Origin of the sequence: Anaerotignum lactatifermentans DSM 14214 (assembly GCF_900142265.1) — a bacterium.
Classification (GTDB): Bacteria; Bacillota; Clostridia; order Lachnospirales; family Anaerotignaceae; genus Anaerotignum; species Anaerotignum lactatifermentans.
In genome coordinates this window covers 1-16,039 of the sequence record NZ_FRAH01000070.1, presented here as the reverse complement: position 1 = coordinate 16,039, position 16,039 = coordinate 1, and the positions used below count along the sequence as shown (strand labels likewise).

At 53.0% G+C, this 16,039-nt stretch carries 15 protein-coding genes and 1 pseudogene; all 16 read right to left on the bottom strand.

What is annotated here, in order from left to right; genetic code table 11:
- A partial coding sequence (gene mobQ, locus BUB35_RS14835; protein WP_143185469.1) for a MobQ family relaxase occupies nt 1–604 on the bottom strand: 604 nt, incomplete at its 3' end.
- 187 nt (nt 605–791) lie between these two features.
- A complete protein-coding gene (locus BUB35_RS14830) occupies nt 792–1,088 on the bottom strand; it encodes a DUF3847 domain-containing protein (RefSeq protein WP_072853011.1) in 297 nt (98 codons plus the stop codon).
- On the bottom strand, nt 1,028–1,567 hold the full coding sequence (locus BUB35_RS14825) for an RNA polymerase sigma factor (RefSeq protein WP_072853009.1): 540 nt from the start codon (nt 1,565–1,567) through the stop codon (nt 1,028–1,030). The genes BUB35_RS14830 and BUB35_RS14825 overlap by 61 nt, the downstream gene beginning before the upstream one ends.
- Nucleotides 1,564–2,025: an RNA polymerase sigma factor gene (locus BUB35_RS14820; protein ID WP_072853007.1), complete on the bottom strand. Its 462-nt coding sequence runs from the start codon at nt 2,023–2,025 to the stop codon at nt 1,564–1,566. Before BUB35_RS14820 ends, BUB35_RS14825 begins: the two co-directional genes overlap by 4 nt.
- 10 nt (nt 2,026–2,035) lie before the next feature.
- A complete protein-coding gene (locus tag BUB35_RS14815) occupies nt 2,036–2,488 on the bottom strand; it encodes an RNA polymerase subunit sigma-24 (RefSeq protein WP_072853005.1) in 453 nt (150 codons plus the stop codon).
- 103 nt (nt 2,489–2,591) lie between these two features.
- The gene (locus tag BUB35_RS14810; protein ID WP_009322139.1) at nt 2,592–3,005 is read right to left on the bottom strand and encodes an RNA polymerase sigma factor; all 414 of its coding nucleotides are present in this window, start codon (nt 3,003–3,005) and stop codon (nt 2,592–2,594) included.
- A gap of 589 nt (nt 3,006–3,594) precedes the next feature.
- A complete protein-coding gene (locus BUB35_RS14800; protein ID WP_072853003.1) occupies nt 3,595–5,928 on the bottom strand; it encodes an ABC transporter permease in 2,334 nt (777 codons plus the stop codon).
- Entirely contained in the window at nt 5,925–6,608 is a 684-nt protein-coding gene (locus BUB35_RS14795; protein WP_072853001.1) for an ABC transporter ATP-binding protein, read from the bottom strand. The genes BUB35_RS14800 and BUB35_RS14795 overlap by 4 nt, the downstream gene beginning before the upstream one ends.
- Before the next feature lie 62 nt (nt 6,609–6,670).
- On the bottom strand, nt 6,671–7,906 hold the full coding sequence (locus BUB35_RS14790) for a sensor histidine kinase (protein WP_072852999.1): 1,236 nt from the start codon (nt 7,904–7,906) through the stop codon (nt 6,671–6,673).
- 10 nt (nt 7,907–7,916) lie between these two features.
- Complete coding sequence (locus BUB35_RS14785; protein WP_072852998.1) at nt 7,917–8,600, bottom strand: response regulator transcription factor; 684 nt, start codon at nt 8,598–8,600, stop codon at nt 7,917–7,919.
- Nucleotides 8,578–8,781, bottom strand: coding sequence for a MerR family transcriptional regulator (locus BUB35_RS14780; protein ID WP_009322133.1), 204 nt, complete (start codon nt 8,779–8,781; stop codon nt 8,578–8,580). Before BUB35_RS14780 ends, BUB35_RS14785 begins: the two co-directional genes overlap by 23 nt.
- A gap of 113 nt (nt 8,782–8,894) precedes the next feature.
- A complete protein-coding gene (locus BUB35_RS14775) occupies nt 8,895–9,248 on the bottom strand; it encodes a TnpV protein (protein WP_072852996.1) in 354 nt (117 codons plus the stop codon).
- 26 nt (nt 9,249–9,274) lie between these two features.
- Entirely contained in the window at nt 9,275–11,155 is a 1,881-nt protein-coding gene (locus BUB35_RS14770; RefSeq protein ID WP_072852994.1) for a recombinase family protein, read from the bottom strand.
- Nucleotides 11,156–11,245: 90 nt separating this feature from the next.
- Nucleotides 11,246–11,758: pseudogene (locus BUB35_RS14765) on the bottom strand (type IV secretory system conjugative DNA transfer family protein); the annotation flags it as partial.
- Nucleotides 11,759–12,349: 591 nt separating this feature from the next.
- Nucleotides 12,350–14,251: an AAA family ATPase gene (locus BUB35_RS14755; RefSeq protein ID WP_072852992.1), complete on the bottom strand. Its 1,902-nt coding sequence runs from the start codon at nt 14,249–14,251 to the stop codon at nt 12,350–12,352.
- A 15-nt stretch (nt 14,252–14,266) separates the two neighbouring features.
- On the bottom strand, nt 14,267–15,973 hold the full coding sequence (gene mobQ / locus BUB35_RS14750; protein ID WP_002592866.1) for a MobQ family relaxase: 1,707 nt from the start codon (nt 15,971–15,973) through the stop codon (nt 14,267–14,269).
- Between the last annotated feature and the right edge of the window lie 66 nt (nt 15,974–16,039).

Below are 16,039 nucleotides of genomic sequence, written 5' to 3'. Positions count from 1 at the left end.
AGGCCGCCCATGCCGCCCGCCAAATCTCCACATTCCCTTTGTCGTTCCAGTCGGTGGTGTCCTCCCGGTGGTTCTTCCAGCCGCCTTTCCCATCCGGGATACGCTGGCCGTTTTCGTCTAAGTCGTATGCCTTGCGGCACTTCGCGCCCCATGCGCCATTTTCTTTTAGGGGCCGGACGGTCAGCATGATATGCACATGGGGGTTGCCGGTTCCCTTGTCATGGATGGCAAAGTCGGCGCACATCCCCTTGTCCACAAAGTTGTCCTTCACATAGGCCCGGACAAGGGCAAGCTGCTGTTCCCTGGACAGTTCGCGGGGCAGGGCCGCTTCGATCTCGCGGGCAAGCTGGCTGTCCCTGGCTTTCTCGATCTGCTCGACACTGTTCCAGAGGGTGGAGCGGTCTGCAAACTCTGGCGGGGCGTGGGCGGGCAGCATGATTTCCACATGGACAACGCCGCCCTTCCGGGTGTAATCATGGGTCAGGCCGTCCCATTCATTCGTCAGTTTGGTTCCGCTTCGGTAGGCGGCTGCGGCAACAGCGGAACGGCCCTCGCTGCGCTTGATGATACTGACGGGAAAATGACAAAAATCTATGGGTGGCACCTCCTTTCGGCGGGGATATTTCAGGCTCCGTGGAGCCGAACAGACGCGAAGCGGGTGTTTGGCTGCGCGGGGCGCACAAGGGGTTTGGGGAGTGTAGCTCCCCATCGCGCTCGGAGAGCGCAACAGCCCCCGGCAGGGCGCACGACACCGGCAACGGTGTATAAGTGCGCCCTTGTAAACAAGGGACTTACGGCTTGTCCCCGGATTTCGGCAGTTTTGCGGCCAGTTCCGCCGCCCCCGGAAGATGGGACAGGGCAATCAGGAATGCTTTGACCTCTACGCCGGAAAGGTCGGGGGCCAGAGGGAAAATGCCCTCCAAAATGGCTCCGCGCTCAATCAGGCGGCGGGTGCGGGCCATGCGTTCCTCGTTACGCTGCTTGTTCTCCAAAATCTTCTGGCGGTTCTCAAGCTGCCGGATTTCCTTCAGGACTTCTTCGCGCTCGTCTTTTTTCTGTTTCGCTTGGGTGGTGCTGTCTTTGTGCATATCGCTTTCTCCTTTGGCGGCTTCATCCAGCCGCGCTTGATATAATATTTCTGTAACTTGATAATGGCGTTGCGAACCGTGACAATGGCTGCTGATGTCGTGAAGCCTTCGGCCTCGGCAATCTCCTTAAACTGCTTGCCCTCCCAAAACCGGGCATGAAGGCAGCTCGCCTGCCGGGGCGTCAGGGTGGCAAGGGCCTCACGGAGCCGTTCCATCATCAGGGCATGGGCGGCCTCCTGTTCCCGTTCCGTTTCTTTCTCCATCAGAATATCTTCCGGGGAAATGACCTGTTCCGGGAAATGGTTTTCTATGCCGGGGGATGCGTCCAGAGAATAACAGTGATAGTGCTGCTTGGCGTCATTTGCGCTCTCTGCGCGGCTTTCCTCCGCAATGGCGTCTGCAACCTCGTCCGGCACTTCCACAAAAGTGTCCTTCTTGCAAATCGGGTAGTAGTATTTTTTCAGGTTGATGGTTTTCATAGGCCGCTTGTCCATTTCCGGCGTATGAAGTACCGGCGCAGCCGCCGAAGCGCCGCATGGATGGACTTCCCAGCCTGGGATGGGGTGATACCCTCCATCGCGGCAATGTCCTTCACTTTCATCCCCAGCATATACCGGGCATGGACGCGGCGGGCCTGCGTTGGGGTCAGAGAGGAAATGGCCTCATAGAGCCGCCGGAGCAGCTCGGCGTATTCGGCCTGTGCCTCCTTTTCCATCAGGCAATCCTCCGGGGATGGCTGCGCCCAGCCGAAGGCGGCGTTCTCAATCCCATCATTGCAGTCAAGGGAGTAAAACGCCTTGTAGCGGTACATCTTGCGCTCCCTGGCGGCCTCGGCCCGCTTGTCCAGCAGGAACGCCTCAACGATTTCATCCGACACCTCCACAAAGGTGTCCTCGGTACAGAACGGGTAATATTGCTTGAGGTTGATGGTCTGCATAGGCCCGCCCTCACTCTGCCGGGAAAAGGCAGTCATAGCAGCGGCGCATATTCCGCAGGCCCCGCCGGATGGCAACACTGACCTTGCTGCTGTCTACGCCCTCCCTCCGGGAGATTTCCGGCTGGCTGATACCGGCGATGTAGTAGGCCCGGACACGGCGGGCCTGTGTGGGGGTGGCATGGGCCAGGGCTTCCGGCAAGGCGGCCAGCAGACGCAGATGGGCGGCCCGTTCCTCGCGCTCCAAAAGAATTTCCTCCGGCGATCTGCTGTGTTCCAGCGCATAGTTCTCCGTCCAGCTATATGCGTCCAGAGAGTAGTAGGCGCGGTGGTAGACCTTCCGGCGTTCATAGTTGTTCATCTCGCGCTGGGCCTGCCGCATGACATCCCAAACTTCATCGCTGACCTCCACAAACTCGTCATGCCGGTAGTGGGGATAAATCCACCGCAGATTGATTGTTTTCATAGGCTTACCTCCTGAAAATGGGAGAGGCGGGCAGCTTGTCCGCTGTCCGCCTCCCGCTGGGATAAGGGAAACAATCCCTTTCACTTGGTAGCCCGAAAAGGGGTCATTCGTTAGGGTAGTTCGCAAAGAATTTCAAAAATTTTTTCCGAACCGCGTCAATGCTCTCATAGACGGATACTTTGGAGCAGCCGCACACCGTCCCAATCTCCGCAAGGGTCAGCCCGTCAAGGGCATAGAGCAGGAACCGGCGGCGCTGGGCCTCGGTACAGGTGTCCAGGACGGCCATCAGCTCGCCCAGCGTTTCCATGCGGCAAAGGTATTCCTCCGGCGTTTCGCCGTAGATACCCACGCCCTCGGTGGCAACTATGTATTCGTCAAATTCCCGGCCATCCCAATGCCGCCGTTGCTCATGGGACAGGTTCTCGGCTTTGTGGTCGGCCCGGTCAAGAAATTCATAGACTTCCAGCGTGACCTCCACGGCCACAGCTTGTCCGTTGTAATTGATGGTGACTTCCATCTGCCTTTCCTCCGTTCAGATTTTTGCGGGAAAATCTGAACAGGGCGGCGGGGAACGGCACCGGGGGCAAGGTTCGGGCCATGTTGGCCCGATGTTCCGGCCCCATAGGTATAAAAAAACGCCCGGACAGCATGAAGCTATTCGAGCGCAAAAAATACGGTATTCAGTTACATTATGACAATTTTCGCACTGGCTGCCAGACGGGGCCGGTTTGGTGGCCGGGATTTTTTTGACGATAGTGCAAATATCGTCTGAATTTGTCGGCGGTCAGTGTGCTTCATGGCGGCTCCCTCCTAAAGCCGCCGTGTCAGCGTATAGGCGTCACTCCTTTGTCGAGGGCATAAGGAACGGCGGCCCTGATTTGTTCAAAGCCGCCGCGAACTGTAATGATGGCACGATGATTGTCTGCTGAACGACGGCTTTTTTTCTTTGTCGTCGTCCGGCAGAAACGCTTTTATTTGCCTCTATTTTATAAAGTCAATCTTACTTCCAAGTGACATCTATCTTACTAATGAGTAAGATAGATACTAAAAAACTGGCCCTCCGATGAAACAGAAGGCCAGCCTTTGACGTTTGCTGTTTGATAAAATTATTGTTGGAGCTTAATTGTGTCCACGATTGCCATTCTGCTGATTTGCCGGATGGGGCGTCTGATTGCAATCGCCGCAGACGCAAGGCAGAGGAACACAATCAGAAGGAGTGAACCCAAAGGGATTTGCCATGTGGTTCCCCATTTATCTGCAATCAAAAACTGGAACATCAGCCTATTCAGCGGTAGCCCCAAAACACATCCGACAATACAGCCAAGTATTGCATAGGTAAAGGATTCCGCCGCAATCATCTTATAAAGCTGATTTACTCCCATACCAATGGCCCGCATAATGCCGTACTGTCTTGTTCTGGACGCTACACTGGCGTTCATGCTGTTAAAAATATTAAACACTGTGATAAGTGCAATAATGATGAGGAAGCCATAAATAAACACCGCGCCTGTATAGTAGGAGCTTTGGGACTCGGAATTGGTGATTCTCTTGTCTGAAACAGTGCTGTCGGATGGGCTCATGCTCCGTATTGTGGAAACAGTATCATCCCCACCGGCAGAAGAAAATTGAACATCAATCGTCGTATAGCCCAAATCGCCAACCAAAGCGGTAAATGTTTGTTCCGAGCAAATCATATATCCGCTACTGCCTGCACCGTTCACCGCACTTGCCGTAGCCGCTGCCAGTATTCCGGCAACCGTTACCTGCTTATCGCCGGAAGATGTATGAAGGACTACCGTATCTCCGACATTCCAGTTTACGCCATCCTGATAAGTAACCAGAACACGATCTGTATTTTCCATAGCAGGCGTGATACTGCCCTCATTCAATTCTTTTTTCGCCCACCCGAATTGGTTATCATCGTAGGAAATGAGCGTGACGGTTCCTTCTCCCACATCAGAGGAAATAGAAAGGCCAGCCATTTCCATACGGCCAAAAACTTTGTCAACACCTTCCGTTTCGCTGATCTGTTCCACCAGCGACCTGTCCAGAGGCGTATTTCCCATTGTAATAGATACATCCGCTGCCGATGGAGAGAGTGCAGGCATCCCCTGATTGAGAAAGACTACCATTACCTGAAACGACAGGAACATCATAATACTAATAGCAAACGAGCAGGTCATAAGGAATACATTCTTTTTGCCGGACAGTGCATGGAAAATTCCCATGCCGGTTTCAATGTGGAACAGCTTTGTATTTGCAGCCCTTTTATTCTGCGTAAGCTGTGAACTGCCGCTGATTGCAGTTACCGGCGATACTTTAGAAGCCTTTTTCGCTGGGGACAGGGACGCCAGCAGTACAATCAGAAAACCAATCACTGCACCAGCAATCAGACCGCTTACACTGAATTGAAAAAGCGGTATTTCTGAAAATCGTTCCCCACTGATGGATTTCAGCAGGAGGCAGGCACACCATGTAATGATCTGTCCGGCAACCAGCCCAATCGGCACGCCCTTCATACTTTGGCGCAGCCCTTGAAGAATGACGAAATGCTTTACCTGTGCTTTGGATGCGCCCAGGCACCGCAAAAGGCCATAGAACTGAACTCGTTCCAGAACATTTGTGTTAAAGCTGGCGGCAATCATTACTGCACCGGCAATCAGCACTAGAAGGACAAGAAAGCCTGCAACAATATATAGGGACTGCATTGTGCTGTTCTCACTTTGTCCCATCAATCCAAGGAGCGCCGTATTTTCGCTTACCTGATTGTCTGAAAGGCCATATTGTGCTTTTATTTCATTCATGGCCTCTTGAATGTTTACGCCATCTTTGAACTGGACGCGGAAAGTGGTTCCGCTTTGGGCATTTTCATCCGCAATCTGGCGAAAACCGTCCTCGGTCAATACCATGCCATATACATCCGCTTTAAGCAAACTTCCCATATCGGCAAGGACGCCGGTAATGCGGTATTCCCGGCTGGAACCATCCGGCACTGTAACGGTCACGGTGTCGCCAACCGCAAGGCCCAACTGTTCCAAAGCCGATTGATTCAATAATGCTTCATCGGGCTGGGTGGGGTATGATCCACTTTCCATATCCATTTCTGTCAAAGTGGAAAAGGTGTCCTCATTCGCGCCTGCAAAACTGACCGCTTTGGAGCCAATACTGCCGGCACTTCCCTGATAGACCCATCCGCAGAGGGAAACATCTACCCGCGCCTTTACGAGTTCTGCCGTCTGTTCATCAATGTCGGTTAAGCTGATATGGTATTCACCATTCGTCTTGATAAAATAATTTTTCTGTGCGCGCAGCGCCATATCTGCCATGCTGAAAATAGCAGTTACCAGCAGCACCGAAAGGACAATGCAGAGAACCGAAATTCGATTGTTCTTGCGGTGTACCTTTTCATATTGCGGCACCAATCCAAGATAGCTTTTCAACGCGACGACACCCCCAAATCCTTCAGCACGCCATCGCTCATACGGAACACACGGTCTGCCGCACTGGCGTGGTTTTTGTTGTGGGTAATCATCAGAATGGTCTGTTGATACCTGTCTGACATGGTTTGCAGCAAAGCCAGAACTTCCTGACTGTTTTTGCTGTCCAGATTTCCGGTCGGTTCATCTGCCATAATCAGGGCGGGGCGTGTAACCAATGCCCGGCCAATCGCCACGCGCTGCTGCTGGCCGCCGGAAAGCTGGCTGGGAAGGTGTTTCCGGCGTTCGCTCAATCCAAGTACCTGCAACAACTCATTGACGAACTTTTGATTTGGCTTTTTATAGTCAAGCAACAGCGGAAATGTGATGTTCTGCTCCACATTCAGCTCCGGGATCAGATTGAATGACTGGAAAATAAATCCGATATGCTGCCGCCGGAACACGGTTAGTTTCTTCTCCGGCATAGAAAAAATGTCCTGTCCATCAATCCACACCTTGCCGGAAGTGGCGCTGTCCAAAGCGCCAACCACATTCAGTAAGGTGCTTTTGCCGGAACCCGACTCACCAATGATGGCGATAAACTCGCCTTTACGGACAGAAAATGATACATGGTTTAATGCGTGAACTTCTGTTTCGCCTGTGCCATAGGTTTTGCACAGGTCTTGTACTTCAAGAATATTCATATTCAAGACCTCCTTACAGACACATCATACCCCCCATGACTTACTTCCAAGTGACATCTATCTTACTCATCTGTAAGGTTGAAAAAATTCAATGTAAACGTGGTTCCTGCGCCTAAACTGCTGGTTACGGAAATGGTTCCGCCGTGAGCTTCTACAATAGATTTAGCCAGCGGCAGCCCCAAGCCAATGCCATGAACATCCGAAGAAAAACGACTGCGGTAAAACCGTTTGAAAATGTTGTACAGATCTTCCGGGTGTATTCCTTTTCCATCATCGGAAATCTCAATTTGTGTCATTAAAGGGGATTGGCTCCATTTTACTTCAATATGGCCGCCGTTCTCTGTATGCTCCAGGGCGTTTTTTACAATATTGCCGATGGCTTCCGATACCCATAGGGCATCGCATGATAAAACAACATTTTCTTTACCGGAAAGCGTAATTGTTTTATGCTCCCGTTCCGCCCAAGTTTCAAAGCGTTCCAAAACATCCTGCATAAGAACAGAAAGATTTTCCGGGGCCTTTTCCATCTGGATAATTCCTGCGTCCAGCCGGGCCAGTTTCAGCAAGGTGTAAATCACATCTTCCATCCGCTTGATCTCTCTTTGAGATTTTTCGGTGAAGCTGCTCACGGTTGCGGCATCATTTTTATGGCTCTCTATAATCTCATGGTACATTTTCAGGGCAGACAGCGGTGTTTTAATCTGATGGGATACATCCGAAATAATGTCCTGCAAAAATTCTTTGGTCTGCCGCTGATTCTCGGCATGAGCAGAGAGGATCGTCGCCATTTCATTGATGGCATGAAAAAGGCTGTACCAGTCACCAGCCTGTGAACATTCGATGCGGGACGTAGTATTGCCATCCAAAAATTGGCGGATGGTATTTTCGGCGTTACTGAAAGCCTTGTGCTGGCGGCGAAGATAGAGAAACAGCGATAAGTAGATTGCCCCAAACAGGAAAACCAACAGCAGAAATACAGAAAACATTGTCTGATTTCGGTATATCTGGACAGCAGGCAGAAAACGCATGGAAGTCGTTTCATCATACCCAATAGAAGCTAAAGCCGCCCTGCCGCGTTCTATGTCATTCTCGTTTGGCTGCGAAGTAAAAGCGGAGATTGACAGCTCTTTTTCATTGTTTAACAAATGGCCTGCAACACCATAATCATGGAGCAATAATTCCTGCTGAAAATTTTTTGCCAGAAGTGTGGCAATCCCCCCAGCCAGAAGAAAGGAGATGAGGCAGACAGCGGTAATGGCGATTAACAGTGTCTTTGTTTCTTTCCCTAATTTGCCCATAAATCCTTCCTCACTCAACAACCCACTTATATCCAATTCCACGTTCGGTCAGCAGATATTTGGGCGCATTTGGCGTATCTTCAACTTTGTTTCGTAACCGCCGGATATAAACGGATAAAGTATTATCGTCTACAAAATTCCCATTGCCATCCCACATACGGTCTAAAATCATTTCCCGTGGCATGAGATGATTTGGATTTTGCATGAACAGGCACAGAAGTTTGTATTCTACCAGAGGCAGGTCAACCGGCTCGCCGTTTTTCCAGACAAGCCTTTCAGTGGTATCTACACGAATACCATTTGCCTCCAAGATTGCCTCTGCTTTTGAAAATTGCAGAGAGCGCCGAAGAAGTGCTTTAATTCTGGAAAGCAGCTCATTGAGCTTAAAGGGCTTTGTGATATAATCGTCGCCGCCCATGTCAAGGCCCTTCACAATGCTGATCTCCTGATCGGACGCAGTTAAAAATATAATCGGGATCGTTGAACTGCTCCGTACCTCTTTGCAGACGTCAAATCCTGTGCCATCCGGCAAAGTGACATCCAATAGCAGCAAATCGTAATGGTTGCTCCGAAACAGTGACAGAGCTTCTTTGACGGTTCTCGCATTGTCTACGGCATATCCGCTGCTCTCCAAAGTATATTGCAAGCCATCAATCAGGCTTAAATCATCTTCAACATATAATATTTTTTGCATTTTTGTGTTCCTTTCCTTGTTTTGTTCTACCGTCAATCGGCTTTTTTGCATCTTTGGGGATTAACCATAGTGTTGCCATTTTCACAGCACCAGGGATGCGGCCTGCCGAGCAGTAATAATTTATTTGACGGGCCGAAATGCCCCATTTTTCGCCAGCTTCTTTCAAAGTCATGTATTCCATCTCGCATTCCTCCAATATATTCATTATATTTCTTGCTCTCGAAGAATACAAGATGCAAAGCGTGTCGGAATTATTATAAATTTAGGCAGAGACCGAGGCCCCTGCCCAAAAAACTAATTGTATATCAGTTCATCCCGTATGATTTCCTCCACCTGTGCTTTCAGCGTATTCATCAGCCCCACCCAGCGCATGGGGTCACGGGCTTTCAGTTCCTCGGTGACGCCTGCCGCCTCCATCATGCGGGGCAGCATGGCGTCCATCCGTTCACGCGCCGCCCGGTCAATCTCCAACAGGTGCGGGTACAGCTTTTCACTCAATATCAAGCTGCTGTAAAGGCCGGGCCGGTGTTCCTTCAGGTAGCGTTGCCGCATACGGCCATACTTGCCGATGGGGGTCTCCGGCTGCTCGGAAAGTTTCAGGTCGGGGATGTAGTAATCTCCGCAGCGGGTGTAAGTCAATTCGTTCATGTTCGTCCTCCTTTGCACTGTGATGGTTAAACTGCGGCGCTGGCCGATACGGTGGCCTTGCGCGGCTCCTGCCTGGGTAACTGGCTGACGGTGGTAAAAATGCCTTTTTCCATGTCCTCGGCCCGGATCGCGGCCTTTGCCGCCTCCACCTGGACCTTACGCTTGGCGTTGTAGCGTTCTTCCCATTCCTTCTGCTTGCCGTTTGCCTTGCGGCGTAAGTAGTTCTGGTGAAGCCTGTCTTTGCGTTCCTCCTTCTTCCGCAGTTCTTCCTGTTCCTCCGGGGTCAGGGGAACCGGCTGCAAAGCAGGCGGGATATACCGGCCCACAAAGTTGAAGTAGATTTCAACCTCTTGTGTGGTGTCCTGGCTGCCTTTGCGGGCGCGCTCATGGACAAGGATTTTCTCTACAAACTCGTTGAGCATGGTATTCGTCAGCGTGTCGAAATTCTCGTACTTGTCAATCAGGGCAATAAACTTCTCCGCAGATTTCCGGCTCTGCTCATAGCCGGTAACGGCCTTTTCCAGTTCCATGATTTCCGCATTGAGGGCGTCCTGCTCTTTGGCGTACTGTGCGTCCAGGGCTTCATACCGGGCGTCCGGCAGCTTGCCCAGGGCGTTGTCCTCATAGATTTTGCAAATCAGCCGTTCCAGTTCCCCGGCCCGCTTTTGGGCGGCGGCCAGCCGTTTCCGCTTCTTGGAGATGTCGGCGGTCTGCTGAGCGGCCTGCGTTTCCTGGACAGTGCGGATAAACTCGGCCCGGTCATTCTTGGAATACTCCGCGATGGCCCGGAGCATATCGGTTATCAAGGTCAGGACAGCCTCGGCCCGGATGCGGTGCTGTGTGCCGCAGAGCGTCCCGCATGGGATTTTGCTGTACTGGCTGCAAGTAAACTGTGGATCACGCTTGCCGTTATTGACGCGATGGACATACATCTTGCCGCCGCAGTCGGCGCAGTACATCAGGCCAGTCAGAGGGTGGGCCGCGCCCCAGCCGTCCGGGTAGCGCCTGACATTCGCCCGGATACGCTGCACATTGTCAAAGGTTTCCTGGTCGATGATGGCCTCATGGGTATTCTCGAAAATCGTCCACTCGCTTTCGTCTACATAGTGGCTTTTCTTGTCCTTGAAGTGTTTGCGGGTCTTGAAATTGATGGTGTGGCCCAGGTATTCCCGCTTTTTCAGGATGTTCACAATGGTGGATGATCCCCAGCCATAGGGGTCTTTGACCGGCTTCGTCCTGTTTACTCCCTCGTCAAAGCGTGCCAGATGGACAGCGGGGATTTCAACCTTTGCCTCGGACAGCAGCTTGGAAATCTGATAGGGGCCGTAGCCCTCCATCGTCAGGGAAAAGATACGGCGTACCACTTCGGCGGCTTCTTCGTCCACAAGCCAGTGTTCCCGCTTTTCGTCCCACAGGTAGCCATAAATGACGGTGCCGGTCAGGTGCTTGCCGCTCATGCCTTTAGACTTGAACACGGAGCGGATTTTCCGGCTGGTGTCGCGGGCGTAAAACTCGTTCATAATGTTGCGGAACGGGGTAAAATCATCGTCGCCTTTCAGACTGTCCACACCGTCATTGATGGCGATCAGCCGGACACCGCGCTGCCGCAAAATCTCCATGACCTGACCGACTTTCAGATAGTCACGCCCCAGGCGGCTCATGTCTTTGATAACAATGGCCTCCACCCGTCCGGCCTCGACTTCCTCCATCATCGCCAGAAAACCAGGACGGTCAAAACGGGTTCCCGATACGCCGTCATCGGTGAAGTGGGTGGGGTTCGGCAGCCCGTTCCGGCAGGCAAAGTCCTCTAACATCTTTTTCTGGTTCGATATGGAGTTACTCTCGCCCTGTAACTCATCATCGCGGCTCAAACGCTCATACAGAGGGGTGATTTTCTCGTTTCTCATGGCTGTACCTCCTGAAATGAAAATGCTCTAAGTGACTGCTTCACTAACCATGACAAAACCATGATTAAGAAGTCACTTAGAGCATACATCTCCTGCGGCGAGCTTGTATTTTTTATACTGGCGCACCGCAAAGTGTCCGGGCTGGCGGCTTTCCAGCTCCTTGAACATCAAATCCACAGGGTTTTCAAATTCCTCATCGTCCTCCCGGACCTCCATCGCGTTAATCATTTCCAGCAGGGTGGAGAAGTTCTGTTCCTCCGTTGGGGCCTCATAATGGATGTAGCCGATCAGCGCCGTAAACAGCAGTGTCTCGGCTTTGACCCAGAAATCGTCCCCGCCCTTGCCTTCGCCTTTGGTGTTCGCAATCAGCGTTGTCACCAGCTTCAGGATGTCCTTCTCCGAGTGGATGTAGGCGAAGGGGTTGTAGTGCATGGATTTTTTCATGTTGATGGTGTTCAGGAAACGGATGCGGTAGCCGAACTTTTGCAGCATTTTCCCGCACTCGATGAGGATACTGCCCTTTGGATCGGTGACTACGAAGGATGTCGGATAGGTCTTGGAAGTACACTGCATCAGGTTGGGTTTCAACCAGAAGCGTGTTTTCTGATGTGATTACCGGGCCGCTTTTTATCGGCCCCTCTGGAGCTTTCGCCCATTTTCAGCGGCGTGTCCATTCACGCCCAGCATAGCATATCTTTTTGCCCTGCCGTATCCGGCAGGCCAGCCGGCAGCGCGGCCTCGTGGGGCTGTTATATTCTGCAAGGCAGGCTCAAGCCCTATGCGTTGCGTGTGTCCCGCTTTTTAAGGCGGGCCTTCCACTCCGGTCAGGACTGCAAAACCCTTCCAGATTTCTTCCGCGCTGATACTCTTAACTTACTTGCTGGCTTCGGTTAAGACGGCAATCGGCCCGTACCCCATGCAGGGTCAGGTGCGGGCCTTCTACCACTTCCAGATCCGCCGATAATCAAAACATTCTTATTCCTGGCTGTCCTGGGGTCCTTGGGGCGGCTGTTCATCGTCAGCCGTTCCGTCTGGGTGAGAATGATGTTATTCTCAAATACCGGGTCCATAAACGGCTTGATGTCCTCCGCCGTACCCCATGAAGCGTTTTGTCAAGTGCTTTTTTGAGTTATTGACGCAAATTCTTGTGAAAGTGCGAAAGTGCAAAGTGCAAAGGGTCTGCGTTTTGCACTTTCAGCTTGCGGGTTCGGGCGGCTGCTTCTTCTTGATGAAGTTATACCATTGACCGCCGACACGCCTTGCGCCCAAAATGCTGCCCATGTTGCGCTTGGCGTTCTGTACCGTCCTCTCGGATATTCCGGCTTCGGCTGCGGCCTTTACAATGTCCTCGCTGGCAAGCTCTTTCCCGTCTGCAAGCAGGTCAAGTATCAGCTTCTCGGCTTGTTCGGTCTTGGTGGCGGTGTTCCCGCCCGCGCCGGATAGCAGCTCGTCGGCGGTTATGTCGTATTCGCCTATCCATGAAAAGCCTGTTTCCGGGTCAAGGCAAAAGGCAACGGGCTTGCCCTCCGGCGCCAGGGAAGATTTGTCATGGACGATAACACGCACATTCGGCTCCCGCTTCACGCGCCCGATCAGCAGGACGCTCCTTGCTGCGGCGCGGAAGTCGATAGAACCTAAGCCCCGGTATGCGCTCTGCCCTCCGGCAGCTTTGTTCAAGTGTCCGATAAGGATAACGGCGCACCCGGTACGCTCGGCAACATCGGCAAGACGGCGGAACATGGGGCGCACTTCGTTTGCCCGGTTCATGTCGGTCTTTTCGCCCATGTACGCCTGTATTGGGTCAAGGATAATCAACCGCGCCCCGTTCTGCGTGATTGCCTTTTCTATGCGCTCGTCGGAGAGGGTAAGCTCCCGCTTGGCTTCATCAATCACAAGCACGCGGTCAAGGTCGGCTTCGGCTTCTATCAAGCGGGGCTTGACGGTATCGCCCAGCCCGTCCTCGGCGGTCTGGTAAATCACTTGGAATGGCGGCAGGGGCTTCATTCCCGGCAGCGTTCCCCCGGTGGTGCAGGCAGCGGCAAGGCGTAGGGCAAAGGTGGTCTTGCCCTCGCCGGGGTTGCCTTGCACAATGGTTACTTTCCCGAAAGGGATATACGGCTCCCATAGCCATTCAACGGTCTGCGTGTCAACCTCGCTCATGCGGATAATCTCGACGGTTTCTTCCTGCGGCGGCTCTTTCAGGCCGTAAACTGCTTCCTGGATATACTTCCCGTCTGTGATTTCTGCCCGGTGCTGCAATACCTCGTTCCAGTCCTTAAACAGCGGCACAAGGCGGTGGACGGTCAAGCCCTCCGGCACAAGCTCCGCAAGGCGGCTACAAGCGTCGTTTCCGGCTTGGTCGCTGTCAAGGCAGAGGTAAACGGTCTTGATGTTCGGACGGTCAGAAAGGAAACGCAATAGGGCTTTTTCTCCCACGCCGCCCAATGACAAATAGCTCTGCTTCTGCCATTCCTTTTTGAACAGGCAGAGGAAAGAGAGCAGGTCAACGGGGGCTTCAAAGGCAAAAAGCCTGTCGCCCTCGCCCCGGTAACAGAAATTAAAGGCTTTGTCGCTGCCTTTCACATCGAGCCGGAAGTTTCCCGCCGTTCCCTTGCTGTGGGCGTAGCGCGGTATTCCGTCCTCGTCCCGCCCCACAAATACGGCGTTGTGGTGGGCTGCGTCCTCGTAAATATCGCCGCGGGCAAAGAAAAAGCCCATCACATCTTCATCAATGCGGCGGGCTGCTGTGAGGTAGTTCCTCGCTGTTCGGTTGTCGCTGTTTGGGGGTGGTAGCCGGAAGTCGGAAAGGGACGCGGGGCAAGGTCTGTCCGGCGGCGGTGCGGCTCCCTTTTCTCCTGTGAGAAGTTCCACGGCTTCGGTGAAGCTCTTGCCGAAAAACTCTATAACAAAATCAACGGGGCCGCCGCCCTTGCTCTGGCTGTGCCTGTACCATTTGTTTCCCCGGACGGTCAAGCTGTCGTGCCGTTTCCAGCGGTATTCATTCCCGGCGCGGGTAAGCTGCTCGCCCTGTGATTGCAGGAAAGAAACAAGGTCGGCTTGATTCGCCCGGTCTATCTGTTCTTGGGTGTAGTACAAAAATCTCAACTCCATTCATCGTTCTAAGTCGTGCCGCTTGGCGCGGGTCTGCTCCGGCTGGTCGGCTTTCAGTGCAATATCAACGCACTTGCGGATATTGTGCAGCTCGGCAACCTCGGCGCGGGTTTCTTTCAGCTTGGTATATTCCGCTGTTCTCTGCCCGCTGAGAGTGGCGTACTCTTTTTCCCATTCAGAGATAGGCAAGGTCTTTGTCCCTTTCGGCAGATTTGCATGGAGATAGCGGCTCGCTGCGTTCCATAGCGTAAGCTCGGCGCGGTGGGCTTCCTCGTACTTGTCACGCTTGCTCGTCCAGCCATTTTTCAGCTTTTTCAGCTCGTCGTGAATGGGCTTGTACTCGGTGTAGTTCTTCCCGTATTCAATCAATTTCTGCAATTCTTTCATGCGCTTCTCGGCGGTTTTCATGCCCTCCCGGATAGCGTCGGCTTGGTCGCTGACAGAGGAAAGGGCAGCGTCCAGCTCCGCAAGGGTAGAAATACCATGCTCGGAAAGATAGTTGACCGCCTTTGCAACGGTTTTCAGTTCATCGGCGGCGTGCTGCCTTTGCCAACTCTGCGAATACTTCCGGCTCTTTTCTCTCTGAACGCTTAAATACTTCATCAGCAGATTTGCAAGGCCGGGGGATTGCGGGGGCTGCTCCGGGGCGGTTTCCCGCGCCTTGAACAGTTCGCCAATCCATTCTTTGAGCTTTCCAATCTGCGCCCTGATTTCCCGGATAAGGCGGTTTGCCTTTCGGATATTCCGGTTCAGCTCGCCTTTCTCGGTGGCTATGCCTTTCTTCTCCATTTGACAGGCCGCTACGCCCATGTGGACGGTGGGCAGCTCGTCAATGCCGCGCTCGGCGTTGCTGCGGTAGTCGATACGCTCCGGGTGTCCGGCGCGTTCAAGGTAGGCGTTTGAAATATCCGCCCATGCCTTGCGCCATAAAAGCGCGTTGCCCTTGTCGTTCCAGCCTGTGAGGTCAACTTTGTGTGTCTTGTATCTGCCGCTTGGTAAGCGTATGCGCTCGCCGTTCTCGTCAAGGTCATATTCCTTTTTGGACTTCGCCGCCCATGCGCCGCGCTCGTCAAGGGGGCGCATGGTAAGCATGATATGACAATGGGGGTTGCCGCTGTCGGTGTCGTGAATGGCAAAATCAACGCACATTCCTCTTGAAACAAATTGAGAGGAACAGTATTCACGGACAAGCCGGATCTGTTCCTCTCTGGATAATTCTATGGGGAGTGCTGCGTCAATCTCTCTGGCAAGCTGGGCGTTCCCGGCTTTCTCGTAAAGCTCCACGCTGTTCCACAAGGTTGAACGGTCAGAGAAAGAGGGCGGGGCATGGGGCGGCAGTAGGATTTCCGTATGGACAACGCCGCGCTTGCGGGTGTAGTCATGGGTCATTCCGTCCCACTCGTTTGTGATTTTCTCGCCGCTTCGATAGGCGGCTGCGGCAACGGCTGACTTGCCTTTTCCTCGGCTCACAATGCCGATGTTACAATGGTAAATGGCTATGGGTATCACCTCCCGGATAGGATAACCAAACCCGCAAAAATGGTACAGACGCCAACGGCGGGTGTACTGTTTTTGTGGGTGTGCAGGGATAGCCGCGTAAGCGGCGCAAGGGGTGCAGCCCCTTGTTGCGGCAAAGCCGCCATATCGGAGCGCGGGGAAAGTTCCCTGTGCGGAGATACGCCCTCGGCAGAGCGCACACGCCCGCAAGGGTGTATAAGTGCGCCCTTTGTTCCAAAGGGATTATTCGCTTTTCCCGCCCTCGGTGCGTTTTTT